We start from the raw sequence: 22253 nt of genomic DNA, 5'->3' as shown, positions 1-22253 counted from the left end.
TGGTTGTTGGTACCCGGATGCTGTGCCAGGTCCGGCCGCAGCTGCTTGATTATCTCACCGATCGCTCGGTGGTCCCCACCGGCGACGTGGATTCCAGGATGATGAGACTTCCTTCCCGAAGAAAAGGCGCAATGGCCCGCGTAGCGGCATCCACATAACTCACATCGGGGATCTTCAAATGGGCCTGTTCCCCGTTTTTGAAGGGAGTAGGCACGGCGATAATGAAGGTATCCGCCTCCTCGGGGACCAACGATGCCCGGAGATTGCCGCTGTTGACGGCAGAGCGAACCAGGATGTCCAGATCAGGCTCGACGATGTGAATCCTGCCCGAATTGATAGTGTTGACCGCCTCCTCGTTTATGTCCACCCCTATTACTTCATGGCCTTTGGTAGCGAGCATTGAAGCAGTAGGAAGCCCGATATAGCCAAGCCCCATCACAACAATTTTCTGACGGTTCTTTTGCATGGCGCTCCACCTTTATGTGAGATATTTAATAAAGGTATCACGGCCGCTTTAATTGTAAAGTTCTAAGACTAAAAATACCCTACCCGCCCGCCATCCGTCCATAAGCCCGGTCCTGCAGAATTTATAATGAACTCACTTGCATTGACAAAATCTTCCTGTTAGATTCGACGCGAGCCGATGGAGGTTGTTTTACCGAGGCAGGCAGACCTGTGGTATCGACAATTCCGGGTTCAAGATTGGCAGGCAGGGCCCCAACCACAAGGGCCTAAGAGAGGTAACAGGGAAAAGCATATATGTAGATACAAGGGATAAATAACACTAACTGGTCAAAACCTAATATGCAAGTAATCATATAAAGGAAGAACAAAATGGGAACTATTACGAGGAATTGTCCGCATTGCCATTCAGGCAGCATGACTTTCACTACTTTTGCAGATTATGCTGACCCTAACAAGCGTACGCCGCAGGAATACCTCACTGCATTCCGGTGTGGAGGCTGTCATGGGGGGTATTTCGTAAAAATAGCTTTCCTTTCAGGACATCCTCCGAGCAGCTTTTCAGGAGATATTGATAAGTCCACAGGACATAAAATATTAGAAGAATATCCCCAACCACAGGTAATAGAGGCCCCCCAGTACCTGCCTGTAAATTTACAGTCATTCTTTGTTCAAGCTGCTCACAGTCTCAATGCTGGTAGTTTCGATGCTTCAGCAATGATGTCGAGAAAAGTACTTGAAGTTGCTGTTAAGGCACTAAATTCAGAAGGGAGTGGTAATCTTTACAAGCGAATCGAACAACTCCATGAGATGGGGAAAGTCACCGATGACCTAAAAGAATGGGCTCACATTATAAGAGACAATGGGAATGATGCAGCACATGAGGAAGAGCCTGTGAGTAAGGAATTTGCTGACGAGCTTCTATCTTTCACAGAATTATTCCTGATGTATACCTTTACAATGCCAGGAATGGTTAAGGCAAAAAAAGGCAAAAGCGAAGAAGGTGCATAATACCCGGCAGCAGACGGACTTCGCTGACGCTCAGCCGCTGCGCACGACACCCGTTGTAACAAGAAAAGAAACAAGGAGAAGAGAATCATGTCTGACCAGTTTGGGCCAATTATTGATGGGTCAATACGCCGACTTATAGATGCTACAAATAAATCATCAAGTGCTATGACTAGACTCACCTATGTTGCTCTGATTTTGGCTGCTGTCCAGGCCGGAGCCGCTATAATCCAAGTATGGCTTGCATTCAGATGACGACTTAAAAGGAGAGGCTAAAAGAAAACTCGGCAAGCATAGAAGCTATCACCCCGCCATCACAACCTCTCCACCGCCCCCCGCGCCATCTCCACAATTTTATCCGGTTCCTCGCGGCTCAGGTACAGAGGGCTGCCGAAGGTTACCGTCACCCTTCCCCGTTTGGGCCGGCTGGCTCCCCGGGGCAGGACCTTCTCGATCCCCTCGATCTTCACCGGCACCACTGGTATGTCCAGTTCCTTGACCATGATCCCCAGCCCCCGCTGGAACGGCAGCAGTCTGCGTCTATGGAGCGTTCCCCTTCCGAAGATGAGGATGTTGTGGCCGGAGTCCACAAGCCTGCCCATGAAGCGAAATGACTTGCGGAAACCGCTGCTCTGCGGCAAGGGAAAGACATTGTGGAAGAAGGTGGCATATTCGTAGGTGAGCCGTTTCCAGATCCACTGCAGGGCATTGTGGTAATTGCGGAAGAAAAACTCCTCCCATGCGGCGGTTGCGGTGTTGTAGCGGATCTCCCGCGGCAGGGCGAACATGACTGCCGGCTGGTCCATATAGCTCAGGTGATTGGAGACGAAGAAGACCGGCCCCTTTATCTCTTGGAGCTTTTCCCGGCCCCGCGCCTGAATGGTGACGATACTGCGGAAAAGGGGATAGGTGAAAACGGCATCCCAGAACATGCGCAGAGCCCTGACCGGTTTCGAGTTGGTCCAGAAGCGGAAATGGTTCTTGCCCTCGATTTTCTCCCGCTTCTCGATGATGCGGCGCAGCTCCTGCACCCGTGTCTCGGGGCCGATGACGGAATCCTCCAGGTCGAGGCGGAATTCCTGCTCCAGGTAGTTGACCAGCTCCAGCCGGGCAATGGATGTGAGCCCCAGGTCGGCCACCAGCGTGATTCCTCCTTCACCTCATCAACACCAGCTCCCGTTACCCGGGCGATCAAAGTGATCAGCCGGTCAGCCGCGGTGCCCGCACCTGTCCCCTTTTCTCCTTTTTGCAGCTTTTCCTTGACCTGGAATTTCCTGATCTTCAGCGTAGTAGTCTTGGGAAATTCAGCTTCCGGCCACACGGAGAAGCCTGTTACCTGGTGCAAAGAGTCGAGCCGTTTGTTGACCTCAGCGACTATTTCTTCCGGCTTTCTGCTGCTGCCGTCCAAAAGCAGCACGGCATGGACCTCCTCGCCGCCTCCCCTGTCCATGCCGATGACGCACGATTCACGCACACCCTTGGTCTGGTTGAAGATATCCTCGATCTCGTCCGGATAGACATTGATCCCGGCGCCGGTGACGATGAGCTCCTTGGCCCGTCCCTTGATGGTCAGCCAGCCGTCTGCCGAGACTTCCCCCATGTCACCGGTGCGAAACCGCCCATCGGCGGTGAATGCCTCCCGCGTTGCCGCCTCGTTGCGGTAATAGCCAGGGGTGATATTCTTCCCCCTGGCGAGGATCTCATTGTCCTCGATGGTGATCTCGATACCGGGAAGGGCTTTCCCCACCGCCCCCGCCACCTGCTTGTCCATGGTGTTGGCGGCCAGGACCGGCGAGCATTCCGTAAGGCCGTAGCCCTCCACCACCCTGAATCCCAAGTTCTGCCAGAATAGGAAAACGTCCAGGGAGAGGGGTGCCCCTCCCGAGACGAAAAGGCTGAAGTGACGGCCGAATTTACGCTGGATGGGAAAAAAAAGCAGCTTCCGCGCCCTCGGGGATAGCGTCTCCCCCCTCTTCATCAGGAATCTGAAGACATTACCGAGCCCTTTCTCATCCAATTCCCGTTCCATGGAGCTCTTCAATAGCTGGAGCAGCCGGGGAACGGCGACCATGGCATAGATATCCTCTTCCCCAAGCGCCTCCATGATGGCCGATGGCTTCAAGGTCCGCAGGTAGACGATGGTGGAGCCGTTGTAAAGCGGGGTAAAGAAGCCCCCCATCTGCTCGAACATGTGGGAAAGCGGCAACAGCGAGAGAAAGTTGAATTGTGAGGTTACAACGGGGATGTGCTCATTCACTTGCATAATGTTGGCCATCAGATTGCCATGGGTAAGAATTACCCCTTTCGGATTCCCTGTCGTACCCGAAGTGTAGATAAGCTCGGCAACGTCATCGGGAGCAGGCCTGGCAATTTCAGTGAACGGTTCAAGACCGGCAAGATCGTATTCCAGATCCTCCAGCAGGATGGATGATGCATGGTCCAGAGGCTCGATCTTGAAGCGGCTCTGGATGACGACTTTGGCCTCGGTAAGCCCGGCAATGGTCTCAGCACGCTCCCTTTCCGACATGAAATCGACGGGTACCGCTACAGCCCCGCGGACAATGGCTCCCCAGAATGCTACAGCCCACCACGGGGAGTTCGGCCCCCAAATCAGCACACGGTCCCCGGTTGCCACACCCCGGTCAGCCAGCAGGCGGGCCATTTTTCTGGAAAGCAGGTGAAACTCCTGATAGGAGAAGATGAACCTGCGGACGCCGGTTCTGTTGACGAAGGCGGTATCCTTTCCTCTCAGGGGGAATGTCTCAAAAAGATCGATCAAGGTCTGCATGCAATTTCCTTTTCCCGGCCAACCTGAAAATGTCGCTTTTTTCCTGACAGTATATGGCGGTCGCCACCCAACGCAAGAAGATAATATGGGGGTCCCTGCTGCCACAATTAATTATTTTAAATTTGAACATCTTAACTCGGATGATATAGTTTCATCTATAGCTCTGCGCTACCTTTTACATGTGCGCATAAACAAACAGAAAGAGGAGGAACAACGATGAAGAATGTAAAACGTTTGGTTTTTACCGCTGCAGCGTTGATTGCTCTATCGGGATTTGCTTTCAGCGCAAGTACCAGCGGTAGCAGTATGGGCAGCTCTTCCGGGTCGGACAGTTCTTCCGGCATGACCGGCAGCGGCTCTGGCGGATCGACAACCGGTTCTTACGGCAGCGACACCGGCAGCGGCATGGGTGGCTCGACCGGTGGTTCGACAAGCGGTTCTGGTGGGTCGACAAGTGATACATACGGTACTGGTTCGGGCACAGGTGGCTCCACCAGTGACACTTATGAGACCGGCACCGGTGGTTCGACCAGTGATACTTATGACACCGGTACTGGTGGAGCAACGGGCGGCACATTTGGAACGTATACCGGCGCAGGCACCGGCGGCTCCACTGGCGGCACTTATGGATCGGATACGGAAATGGGCACCGGCGGCTCCATGGGCGGCACCTATGGCACAGGCACCGGCGGAAGAAGTAGCGATATGGAGAAAGGGAAATCCGGTCACATGGGAACCATGGGTTCATACACCAGTTCGAGCCACGGACATATGGGTACCAAAGGCTACTGATTTTTCTACACATATCCACATGAAAAATGGCCTGCTGATGCAGGCCATTTCTTTTTTCCGGCAACGCCGCAGATGGGGGTGTTTCATCAGCCGGAGGTTTTCAACCAGCATCTGAGCATCTCCGCCACGCTCCACGCCTGTGCAACGCACCCCCGCGGCGAGTAGGGCTCTTCCGCATCGAACACCTCGTTGATACTACCGACACACTTATGATTAAGCTGGTCTGTCAGCCCTTCCAGGAATCCCCTTGCCCCCGGCTTGTCGTCCGGATACAGCCGCAGCCAGGCATCTACGAAAGGCCCCAGAAGCCAGGGCCAGACTGTCCCCTGATGATAGGACGCATCCCTGGATCTCAGATCGCCGAAGTACTTTTCCTTGTAGTCGGGATGTCCCGGGGCCAGCGTCCTCAAGCCGACCGGCGTCAGCAAACGCTCTTTGACAACGGACAGGACCCTCTCCCAACGGGATGGTTCCAGCACCGGATAACGAAGGGCAATGGCTAATACCTGATTGGGGCGGCAGGCCGGGTCGTCTCCCTGTTCACCGTCCACAACATCATAAAGGTACCCTCCCTCCTCGTACCAGAAACGTTTGTTGAAGGAGCGGCTCGTCTGATCGGCGAGAGAACCAAGCTGAGCTGCAAGCTTTTCGTCGGCCTCCTCACGGCTCCATTTCTCCAGAAGCCGCAGGGCATTGTACCAGAGGGCATTGATCTCCACCGCTTTGCCACGGCGCGGTGTAACGACCCAGTCGGCCACCTTTGCATCCATCCAGGTCAGCTGGTAACCTTCGGCGCCCTGCCGCAGCAGGCTATCCGCCGGGTCGATGCCGATACCGAAACGTGTCCCGGCCAGATGCCGGTCAATTATTTCCTTCAGCTTGGGCAGGATCAACACCAGTGTCGCCCGGTCCCTGGTGACTTCCACATAACGGTCCAGGGCATGGAAGAACCACAGGGTCGCATCGGCGGTGTGATAGAGCCTTCCGTCTTCTTCGGGGAACATGTTTGGAATGAGGCCATCGCGGATATAGTGGGAAAAGGTCCTGAGAATCCAGCCCGCTTCATTGATCCGCCCGGTGCAAAGGGTGAGACCCTCAAGGGAAATCATGGTGTCCCTGCCCCAGTCGGTGAACCAGTGGTAGCCCGCTATGACCGTGCGAATCTCGTCTCCCATGGCATTGGCACGAACATAATCCTCCACTCTTCCGGTTGGAGAGATAATGAACTGGTCGGCGGCAAAGACCAGCTCGGCCGGCAAGCCTGACCGTGCCCCCGGATCGGCGGCAGCCAGAAGCAGACGCCGGCGCTCCTTCTCCAGTCTGAAGGCTTCACTGGGGGACAAGGCAGCGATGGTTTCCCATTTTTCCGTGGAAGCGATGAGGGTGGCATCTTCTCCCTTGGCCAGATCGATGGCAAAATAGCCGGGACTCCAGAGATCTCCTGCGTCTTCATAGCCACGGTTGTGCTCGATGCGGTAAAAGATATCCGGAATGGTCTTTTCTTCCAGGGTAAAGGTCCCGTGCAGCCCGTGGAGCACCAGGCGAAGCTGTGGCGACCTTCTGCCGGAGGATATCTGGTAGCGGTTTTCCACTGCCGAAAAAACATAGGATTCTATGGCCGGGGCGTTCACCGGCGCATCATGGGGTCGAAAATGAACGGAGGGCTGCAGTTTGAGCCTTACCTGCTGCTCCCCTTCAAGCATCCGATAGTTCACATGAACCGTGTTCTGCTTGTGAATGAGAAATATCCTCTTCTCAATAACAGTACCATTGATATGGTATTGCCACACCGGCAGCCCGTCTTCCAGGACGAATGAGAAGAGGTTTTCGGAACCGAAAAGCTCCACCGAGCCGTCCCCCCTCTCATTACCTCCCAGCATGACCACGCTTCCATCTTCGAACCTGAGCCGCTCGGTCACTTTGCTGAAGACCATGTTGCGACCCATGGGGGTTGGATAGGCGGCGACGAGCAGGCCATGATAGCGGCGGGTCAGTGCACCACTGACCGTCCCGGAAGCATAGCCGCCAAGACCGTTCGTGACCAGCCATTCCCTTTTCAGCAGCACTTGATCGCGGGTCATGTTCGGCCCGGTAAAAGGCATCTCCCTGCGAATTGAATTCATAATCCTCCTCCATTGGGGGCCGGAACCAGAACTACTGCGGCATGGCCCAGAATTCTCCAGAAGTTTTCCGTCTCAGGCTCGGAATACCCTGAGCCGCCATACTCTGGCTTCTCGCTGGACCAGGCCACCTTCCACACGCCACCCTGGGGTGGTGCAAGCAGCGGTTCAGGCGCCGGCCTCAGCCTCAATTCCCTCCCGAGATTCACCAGCAACAGCCTTTCATCATCCCCATGCAGGTAGCGAATGACAAAACCTTCTGCACCAAGGACAGCCCCGTCAATGAAAGAAGATGCACCGGCACTGAAAACGGCATCTTCTCGCCTAAGCCTGATGAGATCCCGGTGCAGGGCGTAAATTCTGCCATGCTTTTGCCTTTCCTCCAGATTGAGGCGCGATCTCTCAAAGGTGTTCAGGGCGGCTGGGCTGTCCAGACTGTCGATTATCTCCTGGGAGGCAACATTGGTGAACTGGCTGAGAAATTCCACCCTCCCTTGCGCACCATGTTTGCCACCTCTGCGCAGAGGTCGGCGAAGTACAGAAACGGGGTCGAAGCGGCAAATTCCTGCCCCTGAAAGAGCATCGGCGTGCTGGGCGCCAGGAGCAGTAGTGTGGTGATGGCCCTGTAGCTGCCGGGGCTCGTCAACTGGTGGATGCGGAAGCCCCATGCCGAGTTGGCGATCTGGTCATGGTTCTGGATGAAGTTGACGAAACAGGATCGCTTCACCCCCCTGGTGGAGCTGCCACGACGCTTGCCCTGCCAGAAATAACGCTGGCCCTGGTACAGGTACCCATATTTCACTGCCGATACCAGTTCCTGTGAGGTCCCCAGATATTCGCTGTAATATGCCTCATTGTATCCGCTGACGGCAGCGTGGGCACTGTGGTGGAAGTCATCGTTCCAGACCACATCGAAACCATAGCCTCCCTGCTCGGGTGGTTGTAGACATTTAATCTGCTGGGGCTCGTTCTCCCCCACCAGGAATACGGATTTTTCTCCGGCTGCCTTTCGCACCTTTTCGTTGATGCAGGCAATAATATGTCGGGGTGAAGCATCATAGATCTGCTGGGTGGCATCGACGCGCAAACCGTCCAGGTGGAACTCGTCGATCCAATAGGCAGCATTGGCCATGAAAAATTCCCTGACCGGACCGGCCCCATCGCCATCGAAATTGACAGCCTCGCCCCATTCATTCCTGTATCTGTCGGTGAAATAATGATCGGAAAACTGCTTCAGGTAGTTTCCCTCAGGGCCCAGATGGTTATAGACAACATCCAGAATTACTCCTATTCCGCAGTTGTGGGCGGTATCCACGAAGGTCCTCAGGTCGTCGGGGCGGCCGTAGAGCCTGGTCGGAGCAAAAAGATCTACCCCGTCGTAGCCCCAGCCGAATTCGCCTGGAAAATCGGCAATCGGCATCAGCTCCACCACATTGATCCCTAGCTGGGCAAGCTCTGACAGCTCTTTCGCTGCCCCATGCCAGGTGCCGTCCCTGGTGAAAGTGCCGATGTGCATTTCATATATGACGTTGCCCTCTTTGCCTATGCCGCGCCAATCGGAGTCGGTCCAGTTGAAGCTTGGATCGATGATGCAAGACGGCCCGTGGGGTCCGGAAGGCTGAAAACGCGAGGCAGGATCGGGAAAAGCAACGCTGCTGTCAAGACGATAGCGATAGAGCCATCCAGCAATGCCGACCGGCAGAACCCGGAGAAATATCCGCCCGCCTCGGCGGTTAGCCCGAAAGAGAAACTTTCACACTGCTCTCCGTCGAGACTCCCCTCCATCAGGACTTCCACAGTTTTCCGTTTCGGTGCCCAGACGCGAAAGTGGACACCTCCATGGGCCATGACATCAGCTCCAATGGGCAGTCTTCTGGCACCGATCATGCGGCCTCCACAAATAAATGTATTTTAATACTATCACACTCCAGCCATAAAAAAATTATTTGACACTAATGCCAGCACTGTTAGTATTAGTATTGTTTAATTACCTTCAATTCATTACAAATGTTCCCTCCCACCGTGGAGGGACAGGAATGGGGGGGTGAAACTCTACCATCACTTCCTTCTGCTTCACCCTCCCCCTCGCCCCCTCCCGCTTCTGGAGGGGGTATAAAAACTTCGGCAGGCAGAAAATCCCTAACCGCCAATCTGAAGGAGGATTTTTTATGACCTGTGGCAGCGTGCTTGTAACGGGTGGGGCCGGTTTTATCGGTTCGCACCTGGGGGACGAACTGCTCCGGCACGGTTATCGTGTCAGAGTACTTGACAGCCTTCTCCCCCAGGTTCATGGGCCGGCAGCCGGCAGGCCCGAATATCTGGATAGTGAAATCGAGCTCATAAAAGGGGATGTACGTGATCCCGATGCGGTAAAAAAAGCATTGGATGGCATGGATGCGGTTTTTCATCTTGCCGCAATGGTCGGTGTCGGCCAGAGCATGTATGAAATCGAGCGCTACACGTCGGTGAACAATAACGGCACGGCAGTGCTCATGGAAGCCATCGTCCACAGCGGCAGGGTCGAAAAGGTTGTCGTTGCATCCAGCATGAGCATATACGGTGAAGGGCTTTACCATGACAGCCTGGGAAATGAGTACCATGCAGTCAGCGCTGCCTGGAACAGCTCAAGACCGGCACATGGGAACTTTACAACGATGAAGGGGAGCACCTGGTCCCGGTTCCAACCCCGGAAACGAAAAACCCGAGTCTGGCCTCGGTTTACGCCCTTTCGAAGTATGATCAGGAGAGGATGTCCATCATCGTCGGCAATGCCTACCACATTCCAGTGGTCGCTCTCCGATTTTTCAATGTCTTCGGTACCAGGCAATCCCTGTCCAATCCTTACACTGGTGTACTTGCCATATTCGCCTCCAGGCTGTTGAACAGCAACTGCCCCTTGATCTTTGAGGACGGGTTGCAGCAGCGGGATTTCGTCAGCGTCTACGATGTGGTCCAGGCCTGCAGGCTTGCCCTTGAAGTCCCCCAGGAATCCTGCCAGGTGTTCAACGTCGGCAGCGGTACGAGCCATAACATCCTCGAAGTGCTTGAGCAGCTCGCCCAGCTGCTGCAATGCGAGCAGATCAAGCCGGCAATCACCAACAATTATCGGGCAGGAGATATCAGGCACTGCTTTGCCGATATCACGGCAGCCCAGAATCTGCTTGGTTACCGGCCGCGGGTAAGTTTCGAGGAAGGGCTGACGGAGCTGGCGGAATGGCTCCGGGGACAGATCCCTGAAGACTATGCCCCGGTTGCCCATGCCGAATTATCCGCCCGGGGGTTGACCCTATGAGTTTTCAGGCCAAGGATCTGAAAAGGGGGGAAACGCTCCCCGACCATCTGGGTCTGGTGGAATGGTTCCGGCCCGGTGAATTCAGCCGGGTGGAGAAAGTCCTGACCACTATGAAGAAAATCGGCATCGGACGCCTGCGAACCGGTGTGTCATGGGCTGACTGGTATACAAGCGCAGGAACGAGCTGGTACGAATGGTTGATGCCGCGACTGGCAGCAGAGGTGGAGGTTCTTCCCTGCTTCCTCTACACACCGCCTTCCATCGGCATCGAGCAGAAAACCTCCTCTCCCCCTGTGTGCAACAAGGATTATGCAGATTTCCTGGATCTGTTCACCAGCCGCTTCGGCCGGTTCTATGAATACGTGGAATTGTGGAACGAGCCCAACAACCTGAGCGAATGGGACTGGACCCTTGATCCGCACTGGACAAAATTCGGCGAGATGATCGGTGGCGCCGCCTACTGGATGAAGCAGCGAGGCAAAAAAACCATTCTGGGGGGCATGAGCCCCGTGGATGGTCACTGGCTCTGCCGCATGTTCGAACTTGGGGTCATGGAATACATAGATATTGTCGGCATCCACGGCTTCCCCGACATCTTCGATTACACCTGGAAGGGATGGGATAGAAGCATCGCCATGGTGCGGGAAGTACTGGAAAGCAAGGGGAGCAGTTGCCGGATCTGGGTTACGGAAGCTGGATTTTCCACATGGCAGCATGACGAACTGAAGCAGATGGGGGTCTTCCTCGAATTTCTTCAGGCGCCGGCCGACAGAATCTACTGGTACGGGGCAGATGATCTTGATCCGGCTCTTGCCGCAGTCAACCGCTTCCATCTGGACGAAAGGGAGTACTCCTTCGGCCTGCGGAAGGCTGACGGCACGCCGAAACTTTTATGCCGGCTCCTGGAGAATGGCGGCGTTACAGCCGTTCGCCAGGTGACGGAGGGATTTCCAGCCACGACAAGCTATCTGGGAGAGAAGCAAAAGGGAGTGCTTATTACCGGCGGCGCCGGCTTTATCGGCACCAACCTTGCCGACCGGCTACTGGCTGCAGGAGAACGGGTGATCATCTACGACAACCTTTCCCGGCCCGGGGTGGAAAAAAATCTTTTCTGGCTGCAGGAGAAATACGGCGACAGGCTGGATGTGAGAATCGCCGATATCCGCAACAGCCTTCTGCTGGAGCAGGCAGTGTCGGAGGCGAAGAACGTCTTCCATTTTTCCGCCCAGGTGGCCGTTACCACCAGCATTGAAAATCCCGCAGCCGACTTTGCCGTGAATGCCGCCGGGGCCTTTGCCCTCCTGGAAGCCATCAGGAAGGCCCCTGTACCCCCGACCCTGCTGTTTACTTCCACGAACAAGGTGTATGGGGCAATGGAAGGACTGCAGCTGCAAAAGAACAACCAGCGCTACGAGCCGGTTGACCGGTCACTCCAGTCCTTCGGTATGGGGGAAGATGTTCCCCTGAATTTTCTCAGCCCTTACGGCTGCTCCAAAGGGTGCGTCGACCAATATGTGCTGGATTACGCCCACACCTACGGGATTGCGGCAGCGGTATTCCGCATGAGCTGCATCTATGGCCCCCATCAATTCGGCACCGAGGACCAGGGCTGGGTTGCCCATTTCGCCATCCGGACCCTGTGCAACAATCCCATAAGTCTCTATGGCGACGGGTGTCAAGTCCGCGACCTGCTTTTCGTTGAAGACCTGGTGGATGCATTCCTCCTCGCCCGCCAGTTGATGCCGGAGATAAAAGGACAGGCCTTCAATATCGGCGGCGGGCCGGAAAGATCGACAAGTCTCCTTGAGCTTCTCCAGCTTCTCCAGGAAATACACGGCGACCTTCCTTCCATCAGCTTTGGCAACTGGCGAACCGGCGATCAGCGCTACTACATATCAGACATACGAAAGTTCACGGCGGTTTCCGGGTGGGAACCCCGCCATTCGGTAGAAGAAGGGGTGAAAAAGCTTTACGACTGGCTGGCGGCCTCAGTGAAAACCGGCAGGCGAACCGTCTCCAGGGGTTATTCACGTCCTCCGATTTATCCCTCGGCAGCAGTGGAGGCAATGACTTGATACATTCCATGCAGGCAGCAGTCATTACAGGTCCCGGACAGGCAGGACTGACCGAGATTCCCATACCCGATCCCGGATCAGGCGATCTTTTGATCAGGTCGAAGGATGCGGCGTATGCCCGTCCAACCTTCCCCTGTGGCAGGGAAGGCCATGGTTCACCTATCCCGCGCCACCCGGTAATCCGGGGCATGAAGGTTGGGGAACGGTCGAAGCCACCGGCCACGGCGTCAAGGGTTTTGCCGAAGGTGACCGGGTGACCTTTCTTTCGTCCCAGGCCTATGCCGAATACGATCTGGTTCCCGCCGAAGCGGCAGTAAAGCTGCCCTCCAGCCTGGATGGAAAGGCATTCCCCGGCGAACCGGTCGGCTGTGCCTTCAATGTCTTCCGGCGCAGCCAGATCCGGACCGGCCAAACGGTGGCGGTCATCGGCGCCGGATTTCTCGGCATCATATTTACGGCACTGGCAGCCGCCCTGGGGGCCAATGTGGTCGCCATAACCAGACGAAGGACATCCCTCGATCTGGCTAAAAAATACGGCGCTGCGGAAACGGTGGAACTGGATGACCACCAGCGGATTATCGACCGCCTGAATAAAATTACCGGGGGGAAGGGCTGCGACCGGGTCATCGAGGCAACCGGCTATCAATGGCCACTTGATTTGGCTGGAGAACTGGTCAGCGAGCGCGGCACACTTGTCATAGCCGGATACCATCAGGACGGCCCCCGGCAGGTCAACCTCCAACAGTGGAACTGGAAGGGTATCGATGTGGTAAATGCCCACGAACGGGACCGGAAGGTCTATCTGGAAGGGATCAGGGAAGGCATCAGGCTGCAGAATCGGGTCTGTTCCGCCTCGATGATCTGGTAACCCACGATTTCAGACTCATGGAGCTGGGTAAAGCATACTCCGCGCTTACCGAGCGCCCCGAAGGGTTCATCAAGGGAATAATCCGCATGTAGTTCAAGAGGAAACTCAGGAGATTCCCCCTCTAAAACACAGGAAGGAAAGAGCATGACCAGTAAGCACCACACCAGCCGGCCTCGACTCGGCTTTCTCGGCACAGGCTGGATCGGCAGACATAGGATGGAAGCCATTCATCGTTCCGGCGAGGCGGAAATTACCGCCATCGCCGACATCTCGCCGGAAAATGCGCGACAGGCCGCCAAGATCGCCCCGGAGGCGGTACTTGTGGATTCCCTCGACGATCTTTTATCCATGAAAAAACTGGATGGCATCGTCATTGCCACTCCCAGCGCCTGCCATTCAAGCCAGGCAATACAGGCACTGGACGCGGGTTTTTCCGTATTCTGCCAGAAACCCCTGGCCCGCACCGCCAAAGAAACCGGACAGGTAATAGACGCCGCCCGCAAGGCAGACCGGCTTCTGTCGGTGGATTTTTCCTACCGGTACACCGATGGCTTCCAGAAGATCCATAGCCTGGCCAAATCCGGCGGGCTTGGCGACATCTATGCCGCGGATCTCGTCTTCCACAATGCCTATGGCCCGGACAAGCCCTGGTTTTACGATGCCGCCCTTTCCGGCGGCGGTTGTCTCATGGACCTGGGGACCCATCTCATAGATCTGGCCCTTTGGGTCCTTGATTTTCCAAGGCTCAAGGCTGTCTCAAGCTCGATCTATGCCGGAGGGACCAGGCTGAACGGTCCGGGGGCGGTGGAAGATTACGCAGTGGCATCCCTGGGGCTTGAAAACGGCAGCATTGTCCGCATCGCCTGCTCCTGGAACCTCCCGGCAGGTCAGGATGCCGTGATAGAGTCAACCTTTTTCGGCACCAGGGGGGGAGCCCGCTTCAGCAATATCAACGGCTCTTTTTACGACTTTACGGCAGAAAGGTTCACCGGAACCTCGCGGGAAACACTCTCCGTTCCACCTGAAGACTGGGGTGGGAGGGCCGCACAGGCATGGGTGCGGCAATTGAAGGATGGAGGCAGCTTCGCACCTGCAACTGAAAATCTCCTGCTCACCGCAGCAGCACTGGATGCAGCCTATGGTCGTTAAATCGGCAACTAGAAAAAGGTTCAGCGCCTGGAACCAGCAACAGGGTTTCTCTGACGAAGCTTCGGCAGCACCCCGGCGCATTCTCATGACCACAGACACCGTCGGCGGGGTATGGCATTACTCCCTGGAACTGGTAAGGGGGTTGGCGAAATTCGGCGTGGAAGTGGCGCTGGCCACCATGGGCCCCCTCCCCACGGCGGAACAACGGCGCCAGGTCGCCCGCATCCACAATATCACCCTTTTTGAAAGCAGCTATCGCCTGGAATGGATGGAAGACCCCTGGGAGGATGTGGAGAAATGCGGTGCCTGGCTGATGAACCTGGAAGATGAATTGAAGCCCGACCTGGTGCACCTGAATGGTTATGCCCATGCCGACCTGCCCTGGAACTGCCCATGCATGGTGGTTGCCCATTCCTGCGTTCTTTCCTGGTGGGAAGCAGTGAAAAAAGAACCGATTCCCCAAAGGCTCGGCCGTTACCGGGAAAGGGTGGCGCAGGGCCTGGCACGGGCTCATCTTGTGGCAGCACCGACAGCAGCAATGCTCAATGCCGTCGAAACGAGCTATCTGCCCCTGCCAATACCAGGGTTATCTACAACGGACGCTGCAGGAAAAGGTACCGGCCAGACAACAAGATCAATTTCATCCTCTCCGTGGGGAGGATTTGGGATGAGGCAAAAAATATCAACGCCATCGCCGAGCTTGCCGGCTCTCTCCCCTGGCCCGTGTTCATAGCCGGTGAGCAAAAGCACCCGGAGGGGGAAACGACCTTCCTGGACAACGTCAACCACCTGGGAAATCTTCCCCCGGCCAGGCTTGCTCCCTGGTTTGCCACGCAGCCATATATGCCTTGCCGGCCCGTTATGAGCCTTTCGGCCTGACTGTACTTGAAGCGGCGCTGTCAGGCTGCGCCCTGGTCCTGGGGGATATTCCCAGCCTGCGCGAATTATGGGAAGGAGCGGCTGTCTTTGTGCCGCCCGATGACGCCAATGCTCTGGCCGATGTTCTCCAGTCCCTGTGCCAGGATCGCACTCTCCGGGAAAGAATGGCAGAGAAGGCTTTTGAAAGAAGCCGCTTTTTCAACCCGGACAAAATGGCAGCGGAATATTTTGCCGCCTATCTTTCCCTGAATTCCGGCCTCCGCCGTCAGGCGCTCGATGAAGCCGTGAACTTCAGCAGTTGAAAGGAAATATGATGCGTATTGTAATGTTCTACCATTCCATAATATCCGACTGGAATCACGGTAATGCCCATTTCCTTCGGGGAATAGTGACGGAACTTCTGGGGAGAGGCCATCAGGTGGAGGTTTATGAACCGAAGGATGGCTGGAGTCTTACCAATCTCCTGCGTGAACAGGGGGAGATTGCCATCAGGCAGTTCCGCAGGATGTATCCCCTGCTGGATGGTAAACAGTATGTTGCCGAACGTCTGAACCTGGACCGGATCTTTGAGGGGGCCGACCTGGTAATCGTCCATGAATGGAACGACCACGAGGTTGTCAGGAAAATCGGCGAGCACCGGAAAAGAAACGGCCATTACCATCTCCTGTTCCACGACACCCATCACCGGTCGGTCACCGACTATGATTCCATGAGCGCCTACGATCTGTCGGGCTACGACGGCGTACTGGCCTACGGTACCAAGATCAGGGACATCTACCTGAAAAGCGGCTGGACCAAGCGGGGCTGGGTCTGGCACGAGGCTGCGGATATCCAGGTCTTCCAGCCCCACACCCGGATGGATTACGCCGGGGACGTGGTCTGGATCGGCAACTGGGGGGACGAAGAGCGCAGCGAGGAAATCTGCGAGTTCTTCGTGGAGCCGGTGAAGCGGCTCAAGTTGAAGGGAATGGTCTATGGGGTAAGATATCCGGAAAAGGCCCTGAAATATCTCGCCAAGGCAGGCATTGAATATGGGGGCTGGCTGCCCAATTTCGATGTGCCGAAGGTCTTCAACAGGTACCGAATGACCATGCACATACCGCGGCGCCCCTACGCCACCGCCCTTCCCGGCATACCGACCATCAGCCTTTCGAGGCCCTGGCATGCGGCATTCCGCTCATTTCCGCACCATGGGTAGATTGCGACGAGCTATTCACGGCAGGGGAAGACCTGCTTTATGCCCAGGACGGCTTCCACATGGAAAGACAGATGAAGCAGTCCTGGACCAGCCGTTGAAGACCGAACAGATGGTCAACCATGGCCTGAAGACCATCAGGGAGCGCCACACCTGCAGCCACAGGGTCGATGAGCTGCTTCGCATCTGCACCGAGCTGGGGATGGATACGAGCCTGCCCAGGAACAGGAAAATCGGGGGGAAAGGATAAATGATGAAAGGTTTCTCCATCGCATTTTTCGGGTCGAGCCTTGTCTCCTCCTACTGGAACGGAGCTGCCACCTATTACCGTGGCCTGATCCGAGCCCTGCATGAGCGGGGACACAGGGTCACCTTTTTCGAGCCCGATGCCTATGATCGCCAGCAACACCGGGACATGGAAGATCCCCACTGGGCAAAGGTGGTGGTTTATCCGGCCACGGAGGAAGGGGTCTTTCGTTCCCTGGAAGCAGCCATGGGGGCAGATATAGTCGTCAAGGCAAGCGGCGTCGGGGTATTCGACGAACTCCTGGAGAAAGAGGTGCTTTCACTGAAGACGGCAGATAACCAAGTCGTTTTCTGGGATGTGGATGCCCCGGCGACCCTGGAGCGGATCAGCCACAACCCCGATGATCCCTTCCGCAGCCTCATTCCCGGCTATGACCTGATCCTCACCTATGGCGGCGGCGATCCAATCGTTGCCGGTTATGGCTCTTTCGGCGCCAGGGAGTGCATCCCGGTCTACAACGCACTGGACCCGGACACCCATCACCCGGTCCCCTCCGACCGCCGTTTCTGTGCCGACCTGGCATTTTTGGGCAATCGCCTCCCGGACCGGGAAAAGAGAGTGGAGGAATTCTTTCTCAGAACCGCCGCCAGCCTTCCCCACAAAAGGTTCCTCCTGGCAGGAAGCGGCTGGGACGACAAGCAGCGACCACGAAACGTGGACTACCTGGGGCATTTGGGGACGGCCAGTCACAACGCCTTCAACTGCAGCCCGCTGGCTGTTCTCAACATCAGCCGGGAAAGCATGGCGAAGAACGGCTTTTCACCCGCCACCAGGGTCTTCGAGGCGGCCGGTGCGGGAACATGCATCATCACCGACAGCTGGCTGGGCATCGAGCAGTTCTTCGAGCCGGGCAAGGAAATACTGGTAGCCGGCTCAGGGGAAGAGGTTGCGGACATTCTGGAACGCCTGACCCCCAGGGAAGCATCCATGGTCGGCCTGCATGCCTTTGCCAGGGTCAGGGCCGAGCATACCTATGCCCACCGGGCCAGACAGGTGGAAGCCATTTTTATGGAAGAAGAATCGAGCATGGGCTCATGTGCAGGAGGGGCAGCATGAAAATAGTCATTTTCGGTCTTTCAATAACATCCTCATGGGGAAACGGCCATGCCACAACCTATCGGGGGCTGGTGCGGGAACTGGCAAAGCTCGGCCATGAGATACTGTTCCTGGAGCGAGACGTGCCGTGGTACGCAACCAGCCGGGATCTCCCCTCCCCCCCCTATTGCCGGACGGTTCTCTATAACTCAGTCGGCCTGCTCCTTGGCGATTACGGCAGGGAGATCATGGAAGCGGACTGTGTCATCGTCGGATCCTATGTGCCGGACGGCATCGAGATTGGCAGGTGGGTGACGCGCAAGGCCAAGGGCATCACCGCCTTCTATGACATCGATACGCCGGTGACCCTGGCAAAACTGGAACGGGGGGACTGTGAGTACCTCACCCCCGAACTGATTCCCATCTACCGTCTCTACCTTTCCTTTACCGGCGGACCGATCCTGGAGCGGATCAGGGAACAGTATGGGGCACGGGAAGCAGTGCCGCTCTATTGCTCGGTGGACCCGGAGATTCATTACCCCGTCCAGCAGCCGGCCAAATGGGATCTGGGCTACCTGGGCACCTACAGCACTGACCGCCAGCCCCCCCTGGAGCGGATGCTGTGCGAGCCGGCCACCCTCTGGAAAGAAGGGCGTTTCATCGTCGCCGGCGCCCAATACCCGGCGGGAACCGCCTGGCCCGACAACATGAAGCACATCGAGCATCTCCCCCCGGAGCAGCATCGGGAATTCTATACCGCCCAGCGCTTTACCCTCAACATCACCAGAAAATACATGATCCAGGCCGGCTATTCCCCCAGCGTCCGTCTGTTCGAGCGGCCGCCTGTGCCGTGCCGGTCATCAGCGACCAATGGCCCGGAATTGAAGAGTTCTTCATCCCCGGCGAGGAGATCCTTTTGGCCTCCACAGCCAAAGAGGTATTGGGGTATCTGCAGGAACTGTCCGATGAGGATCGCCAGGCCATGGGCCAGCGGGCTCGCAAAAGGGTACTCAGGTCGCACACCGCCGGTCGCAGGGCGACCGAGCTGTTAGATTACATCGCCGGTTGTGAAAACTTCAGGAGCAAACTTCCCTTATCAGGTGGTACCCATTATGGACTATGCCGACTCTGACGGTATTTCCGACAAAATAAAGGCCCTCTCCCCCTGGTTCCATAACCTCCATTTCGAGGATGGCACCCAGACCGCACCGGACCATTTCCTGGGGGATTTCCCCCGGTTCAAGTGGCTGCAGCTGGCCCCCTTAATCCCGGAAGATCTGAGCGGCTGCCATGTCCTGGATATCGGCTGCAACGCGGGGTTTTATACCTTCGAACTGGCCAGGCGCGGCGCCAATGTCACCGGAATCGACATCGACCCGCGCTACCTGGAGCAGGCCGACTGGGCAGCCCGGCAATACGGGCTTCAGGACAGGGTAACCTTCAGACAGATGCAGGTCTACGACCTGGCGCGGGAGAAGGGAGAGTACGATCTCGTCCTCTTCATGGGGGTCTTCTATCATCTCCGCTACCCGCTTCTGGCCCTGGACATAATCGCCCAGAAGGTAAAGGGAATGATGGTCTTCCAGACCCTGGCCATGCCGGGCAAGGAAATATACCGGCAGGTGGACCATCCCATCAACGAACGGGCATCGCTCCTTGAGCCGGGCTGGCCGAAGATGGCCTTCATCGAATACCGTTTCGCCGGAGATCCAACCAATTGGTGGATACCCAATCACGCCGCCGTAGAGTCTCTGCTCAGGTCAGCCGGCATGCGCATCACCGGCTACCCCGGGCACGAAATATACCTCTGCGAACCAGACCATGAGGCGCCATCGTGCATCAGCACCTGGAACCGGGAGGAGTACCTGGCGGCGCTGGGGTTGACAATCGACCGCTGAAAATGCCCTATAAAGCAGGTACCGCGGCCGGGTCGTCAGCACCCGGCCGTTTGCGTTCCCTCTCCTCTATCTTTTCTTTTCAAACCCTTAGCCAATCTTTTAATTTTCCAATTGAGATGACCACATTTTTGGTGTAGTGATGGTGGCAGCCTTGTGTGCCATCCACGGGGCACCACAATGAGAAATCTAGAGCCAGGGGGAATTAAATATTCCTCCCCGGAATCTTCCGGCAACCAAGGGAACTGGGTCGCCCCGGAAAATTGGGGAGTGTCCCTTATTTTCCTTATTTTCCCCCTTATTTTCCCCAGATGCTTCATATGGCGGGCGCAGATGATCAATTGGTAAAGGTGGCCCCGCTTCTGGAGATGGTTGGGGATTGGAAACTTTTTCTTAGTGCAGCAACTGATGAAGAGATGGAAAAGATAAGACGCCACGAGCGAACCGGTAGACCTTTGGGTTCAGACGGTTTTGTAAATCAACTGGAGTCGGCCCTGGACCGCATGCTGACGCGCGGAAAGCCAGGCCCAAGGGGCAGGAGAATTAAGTAAGGTGTCCCCCGAACTCGTTGGGCGGCTTTTTATTTAGCTTTGCTTAAGAATAGGAAGTTGAACAATAATTTATCCAACGCTTGGAGCCACGCAGGGGGGACTGCAAACGTCATCCCTTGCCAAGAAGGGTGGTCATATGGTCGATATTTGGACGGAAATGTTGCAAGCAATGAGATCAGTCGGTGTTGACCCAGCTATTGTGTACGCTACTGCTAAAACAGGAATGATGGTTTCCAGTGATAACCGACATCTTTTTAGCGGCAATGATCTCAGAAAATGGAACAGAGCAATACAAGAATATGATTCGATAACAGTGCCTAACAACATTTTAACTAGTAGGATAACAGCACCTTCCTACCATTCAACAGCAACTTATGACCTTCCGGCTAGCCCTGTTGTATTTCTCTCCTACTGTTGGAAGGATGGCGGTATCGCAAATGTTATTTACGAACAGTTTAACCAGTTCAATCTAAAGGTACGCAAGGACAATATTGACATCAGTTATAAAAAAAGTATCAGGGAATATATGAGCAAAGTGAGAAAATGCGATTATGTACTGATGCTTTTATCCAAAAACTATTTTAGGTCATGTAACTGCATCCTTGAAGCACTTGATATAGCAGTGAGCACAAGATTCCGAGAGCAAATATTACCTATCGTGCTGGATTCGTATAATTTATTCGCGCCTCAGGAAAGAATACGGCTCCTAAAATATTGGGATTCTAAAATTGAGAAAATGGCAGAAGCAATAAAGTCACTGAACAATTATGAGTCAATTACAGCACTTGAAAAAGAGCTAGAAACGTATCATAAAATACGTGCTGGGTTGGATAGCCTTTTATCAGCTTTGTCTGACATGAAAATGCCAACGTTGAAAGATTTAGTGGCCACTGGGTACGAAGAAATTTTGAAAGTCATTGCATCTTCAGAATCGGCTAAAATCAGCCATGGGATTAGGATATTGAACACTCCTGATCCTTATTTGCAAATGTCAAAATTGTCGAGCTTTAAGAATTTATTTTCTGGCGACAAATATCCAACATTCTTGGAGGGGGTAATTACTTATAAAGCAAGAAGCCTCGATATAGCAGCCGAGTGTTTCGAGAGAGTTATATCAGAATGGCCAGAGTATGAACCAGCCTATATAGAGCTTGCGATACTAAACATAGATAAAGGAAATTTTGATTATGCACAACATTTATTAGAACAAGTCTTACGAATCAACACTACTAATGCTATAGCTATGTATAACCTTGGTTGTTTGTTTTGTAAACTTGAAAGGAAAAATGCTGCTATCGATTGGTTCAAGGCTGCGATATCTGTTAATACTCAAGATTCTGATGCTTTCCAGAACATTGGGGCCATATTATATGACTTGAAACAGTATAAGGACTCCTGTAAATATCTAGTGAGAGCAATAGAGCTAAATCCTCTTGATGCCAAAGCTCATCTTAATCTAGGACGACTGTTGTCTGATCCTTTCATGAGGCATGACGAGGCAAAAAATTCTGTTGAAAAAATCATATAAAATAGAAAAAAAGTACTGAAGCACTTATCGAGCTGGGTAGGATACATATGCAGCTTAGCGAAAAATCTCAGGCTAAAGCTTGTGTTAATAAGGTGTTGAAACATGATGCAGATAATGCTGAAGCAAGGATTAATTTGGCGTTCCTGGAAGAAAATAACGGAAAAAGGCAGGATGTTTATTTCTCACTAAGAAGAATTCTATCTATTAGTGATCGTGATTTTAAGAAAATGATAAAAGGTATTGAGGATTTCCATTCGTCGGAGACATAAACCGGGAGGGAACATCCGTATCTACTTGCAGGGGAGTTCT

General features: G+C 54.8%; 20 protein-coding genes and 3 pseudogenes. 16 read left to right on the top strand and 7 right to left on the bottom strand.

Annotation, left to right across the window (positions count from 1 at the left end):
- Nucleotides 1–49: 49 nt before the first annotated feature.
- Nucleotides 50–466, bottom strand: a complete 417-nt coding sequence (locus JCM15764_RS29590) for an NAD(P)-binding domain-containing protein (protein ID WP_279384373.1) — start codon at nt 464–466, stop codon at nt 50–52.
- A gap of 368 nt (nt 467–834) precedes the next feature.
- Between JCM15764_RS29590 and JCM15764_RS22975 the strand changes: the two genes are divergently transcribed.
- Complete coding sequence (locus JCM15764_RS22975) at nt 835–1473, top strand: DUF4145 domain-containing protein (RefSeq protein ID WP_243688752.1); 639 nt, start codon at nt 835–837, stop codon at nt 1471–1473.
- A 311-nt stretch (nt 1474–1784) separates the two neighbouring features.
- Here JCM15764_RS22975 and JCM15764_RS22970 read toward each other — a convergent pair whose 3' ends face one another.
- Nucleotides 1785–2402, bottom strand: a complete 618-nt coding sequence (locus JCM15764_RS22970) for a lysophospholipid acyltransferase family protein (RefSeq protein ID WP_243688751.1) — start codon at nt 2400–2402, stop codon at nt 1785–1787.
- Complete coding sequence (locus tag JCM15764_RS10685) at nt 2315–4258, bottom strand: AMP-binding protein (RefSeq protein ID WP_243688750.1); 1944 nt, start codon at nt 4256–4258, stop codon at nt 2315–2317. Before JCM15764_RS10685 ends, JCM15764_RS22970 begins: the two co-directional genes overlap by 88 nt.
- Nucleotides 4259–4474: 216 nt before the next feature.
- Between JCM15764_RS10685 and JCM15764_RS10675 the strand changes: the two genes are divergently transcribed.
- Nucleotides 4475–5050, top strand: a complete 576-nt coding sequence (locus JCM15764_RS10675) for a hypothetical protein (RefSeq protein ID WP_054695441.1) — start codon at nt 4475–4477, stop codon at nt 5048–5050.
- 86 nt (nt 5051–5136) lie between these two features.
- On the opposite strand, the gene JCM15764_RS10670 is transcribed toward JCM15764_RS10675, so the two are convergent.
- Genes JCM15764_RS10670 through JCM15764_RS22955 form a run of 4 tightly spaced genes read right to left on the bottom strand, consistent with a single transcriptional unit; the run spans nt 5137 to nt 9057 of the window.
- Nucleotides 5137–7173 carry an amylo-alpha-1,6-glucosidase gene (locus JCM15764_RS10670; RefSeq protein ID WP_054695438.1) on the bottom strand — a complete coding sequence of 679 codons (2037 nt, stop codon included), beginning with the start codon at nt 7171–7173 and terminating at the stop codon, nt 5137–5139.
- A complete protein-coding gene (locus tag JCM15764_RS22965) occupies nt 7170–7658 on the bottom strand; it encodes a DUF3459 domain-containing protein (RefSeq protein ID WP_243688749.1) in 489 nt (162 codons plus the stop codon). The genes JCM15764_RS10670 and JCM15764_RS22965 overlap by 4 nt, the downstream gene beginning before the upstream one ends.
- On the bottom strand, nt 7613–8686 hold the full coding sequence (locus tag JCM15764_RS22960) for an alpha-amylase family glycosyl hydrolase (protein ID WP_243688748.1): 1074 nt from the start codon (nt 8684–8686) through the stop codon (nt 7613–7615). The genes JCM15764_RS22965 and JCM15764_RS22960 overlap by 46 nt, the downstream gene beginning before the upstream one ends.
- Before the next feature lie 26 nt (nt 8687–8712).
- Nucleotides 8713–9057 carry an early set domain-containing protein gene (locus JCM15764_RS22955; RefSeq protein WP_243688747.1) on the bottom strand — a complete coding sequence of 115 codons (345 nt, stop codon included), beginning with the start codon at nt 9055–9057 and terminating at the stop codon, nt 8713–8715.
- A 281-nt stretch (nt 9058–9338) separates the two neighbouring features.
- On the opposite strand from JCM15764_RS22955, the pseudogene JCM15764_RS29585 reads away from it, so the two are divergent.
- The 14 genes and pseudogenes from JCM15764_RS29585 to JCM15764_RS10605 form a co-directional block, all read left to right on the top strand.
- Nucleotides 9339–9728: pseudogene (locus JCM15764_RS29585) on the top strand (SDR family NAD(P)-dependent oxidoreductase); the annotation flags it as partial.
- A 56-nt stretch (nt 9729–9784) separates the two neighbouring features.
- Nucleotides 9785–10462 carry an NAD-dependent epimerase/dehydratase family protein gene (locus JCM15764_RS29580; protein WP_439645286.1) on the top strand — a complete coding sequence of 226 codons (678 nt, stop codon included), beginning with the start codon at nt 9785–9787 and terminating at the stop codon, nt 10460–10462.
- Nucleotides 10459–12537: an NAD-dependent epimerase/dehydratase family protein gene (locus JCM15764_RS10655; protein ID WP_054695435.1), complete on the top strand. Its 2079-nt coding sequence runs from the start codon at nt 10459–10461 to the stop codon at nt 12535–12537. Before JCM15764_RS29580 ends, JCM15764_RS10655 begins: the two co-directional genes overlap by 4 nt.
- A 76-nt stretch (nt 12538–12613) precedes the next feature.
- The gene (locus tag JCM15764_RS22945) at nt 12614–13405 is read left to right on the top strand and encodes an MDR/zinc-dependent alcohol dehydrogenase-like family protein (RefSeq protein WP_439645285.1); all 792 of its coding nucleotides are present in this window, start codon (nt 12614–12616) and stop codon (nt 13403–13405) included.
- A 144-nt stretch (nt 13406–13549) separates the two neighbouring features.
- Nucleotides 13550–14554 carry a Gfo/Idh/MocA family protein gene (locus JCM15764_RS10645; protein ID WP_054695432.1) on the top strand — a complete coding sequence of 335 codons (1005 nt, stop codon included), beginning with the start codon at nt 13550–13552 and terminating at the stop codon, nt 14552–14554.
- The gene (locus tag JCM15764_RS22940) at nt 14535–15287 is read left to right on the top strand and encodes a glycosyltransferase family 4 protein (protein WP_243688745.1); all 753 of its coding nucleotides are present in this window, start codon (nt 14535–14537) and stop codon (nt 15285–15287) included. Before JCM15764_RS10645 ends, JCM15764_RS22940 begins: the two co-directional genes overlap by 20 nt.
- A gap of 115 nt (nt 15288–15402) precedes the next feature.
- Nucleotides 15403–15735 (top strand): glycosyltransferase, encoded by a 333-nt coding sequence (locus tag JCM15764_RS22935; RefSeq protein ID WP_243688744.1) that lies wholly within the window; start codon nt 15403–15405, stop codon nt 15733–15735.
- Nucleotides 15736–15743: 8 nt separating this feature from the next.
- A pseudogene (locus JCM15764_RS10635) lies at nt 15744–16729 on the top strand (CgeB family protein).
- A complete protein-coding gene (locus JCM15764_RS29575) occupies nt 16726–16878 on the top strand; it encodes a hypothetical protein (RefSeq protein ID WP_439645281.1) in 153 nt (50 codons plus the stop codon). Before JCM15764_RS10635 ends, JCM15764_RS29575 begins: the two are co-directional and overlap by 4 nt.
- Complete coding sequence (locus JCM15764_RS10630; RefSeq protein WP_054695429.1) at nt 16879–17991, top strand: CgeB family protein; 1113 nt, start codon at nt 16879–16881, stop codon at nt 17989–17991.
- Nucleotides 17970–19102: pseudogene (locus JCM15764_RS28225) on the top strand (CgeB family protein). The gene JCM15764_RS10630 and the pseudogene JCM15764_RS28225 overlap by 22 nt, the downstream one beginning before the upstream one ends.
- Nucleotides 19083–19868 carry a TIGR04290 family methyltransferase gene (locus JCM15764_RS10620; protein ID WP_054695426.1) on the top strand — a complete coding sequence of 262 codons (786 nt, stop codon included), beginning with the start codon at nt 19083–19085 and terminating at the stop codon, nt 19866–19868. The pseudogene JCM15764_RS28225 and the gene JCM15764_RS10620 overlap by 20 nt, the downstream one beginning before the upstream one ends.
- Nucleotides 19869–20552: 684 nt before the next feature.
- Nucleotides 20553–21944, top strand: coding sequence for a toll/interleukin-1 receptor domain-containing protein (locus JCM15764_RS10610; RefSeq protein ID WP_054695423.1), 1392 nt, complete (start codon nt 20553–20555; stop codon nt 21942–21944).
- A gap of 47 nt (nt 21945–21991) precedes the next feature.
- Nucleotides 21992–22213: a hypothetical protein gene (locus tag JCM15764_RS10605; RefSeq protein ID WP_054695421.1), complete on the top strand. Its 222-nt coding sequence runs from the start codon at nt 21992–21994 to the stop codon at nt 22211–22213.
- Nucleotides 22214–22253: the final 40 nt, after the last annotated feature.

Source organism: Geotalea toluenoxydans JCM 15764 (genome assembly GCF_001311985.1).
Lineage (GTDB): Bacteria > Desulfobacterota > Desulfuromonadia > Geobacterales > Geobacteraceae > Geotalea > Geotalea toluenoxydans.
This window is presented reverse-complemented; position numbering and strand designations above follow the sequence as displayed.

Excerpts from the sequence above, each read along its gene's own strand:
- JCM15764_RS22975 (WP_243688752.1), top strand. The coding sequence starts at position 835 with ATGGGAACTATTACGAGGAATTGTCCGCATTGCCATTCAGGCAGCATG.
- JCM15764_RS10605 (WP_054695421.1), top strand. The coding sequence starts at position 21,992 with ATGCAGCTTAGCGAAAAATCTCAGGCTAAAGCTTGTGTTAATAAGGTG.
- JCM15764_RS10620 (WP_054695426.1), top strand. The coding sequence starts at position 19,083 with ATGGACTATGCCGACTCTGACGGTATTTCCGACAAAATAAAGGCCCTC.
- JCM15764_RS10685 (WP_243688750.1), bottom strand. The coding sequence starts at position 4,258 with ATGCAGACCTTGATCGATCTTTTTGAGACATTCCCCCTGAGAGGAAAG.
- JCM15764_RS10645 (WP_054695432.1), top strand. The coding sequence starts at position 13,550 with ATGACCAGTAAGCACCACACCAGCCGGCCTCGACTCGGCTTTCTCGGC.
- JCM15764_RS10630 (WP_054695429.1), top strand. The coding sequence starts at position 16,879 with ATGATGAAAGGTTTCTCCATCGCATTTTTCGGGTCGAGCCTTGTCTCC.
- JCM15764_RS22940 (WP_243688745.1), top strand. The coding sequence starts at position 14,535 with ATGCAGCCTATGGTCGTTAAATCGGCAACTAGAAAAAGGTTCAGCGCC.
- JCM15764_RS10670 (WP_054695438.1), bottom strand. The coding sequence starts at position 7,173 with ATGAATTCAATTCGCAGGGAGATGCCTTTTACCGGGCCGAACATGACC.
- JCM15764_RS22970 (WP_243688751.1), bottom strand. The coding sequence starts at position 2,402 with ATGTTCTGGGATGCCGTTTTCACCTATCCCCTTTTCCGCAGTATCGTC.
- JCM15764_RS10610 (WP_054695423.1), top strand. The coding sequence starts at position 20,553 with ATGGTCGATATTTGGACGGAAATGTTGCAAGCAATGAGATCAGTCGGT.
- JCM15764_RS29590 (WP_279384373.1), bottom strand. The coding sequence starts at position 466 with ATGCAAAAGAACCGTCAGAAAATTGTTGTGATGGGGCTTGGCTATATC.
- JCM15764_RS22960 (WP_243688748.1), bottom strand. The coding sequence starts at position 8,686 with ATGCACATCGGCACTTTCACCAGGGACGGCACCTGGCATGGGGCAGCG.
- JCM15764_RS10655 (WP_054695435.1), top strand. The coding sequence starts at position 10,459 with ATGAGTTTTCAGGCCAAGGATCTGAAAAGGGGGGAAACGCTCCCCGAC.
- JCM15764_RS22955 (WP_243688747.1), bottom strand. The coding sequence starts at position 9,057 with ATGATCGGTGCCAGAAGACTGCCCATTGGAGCTGATGTCATGGCCCAT.
- JCM15764_RS10675 (WP_054695441.1), top strand. The coding sequence starts at position 4,475 with ATGAAGAATGTAAAACGTTTGGTTTTTACCGCTGCAGCGTTGATTGCT.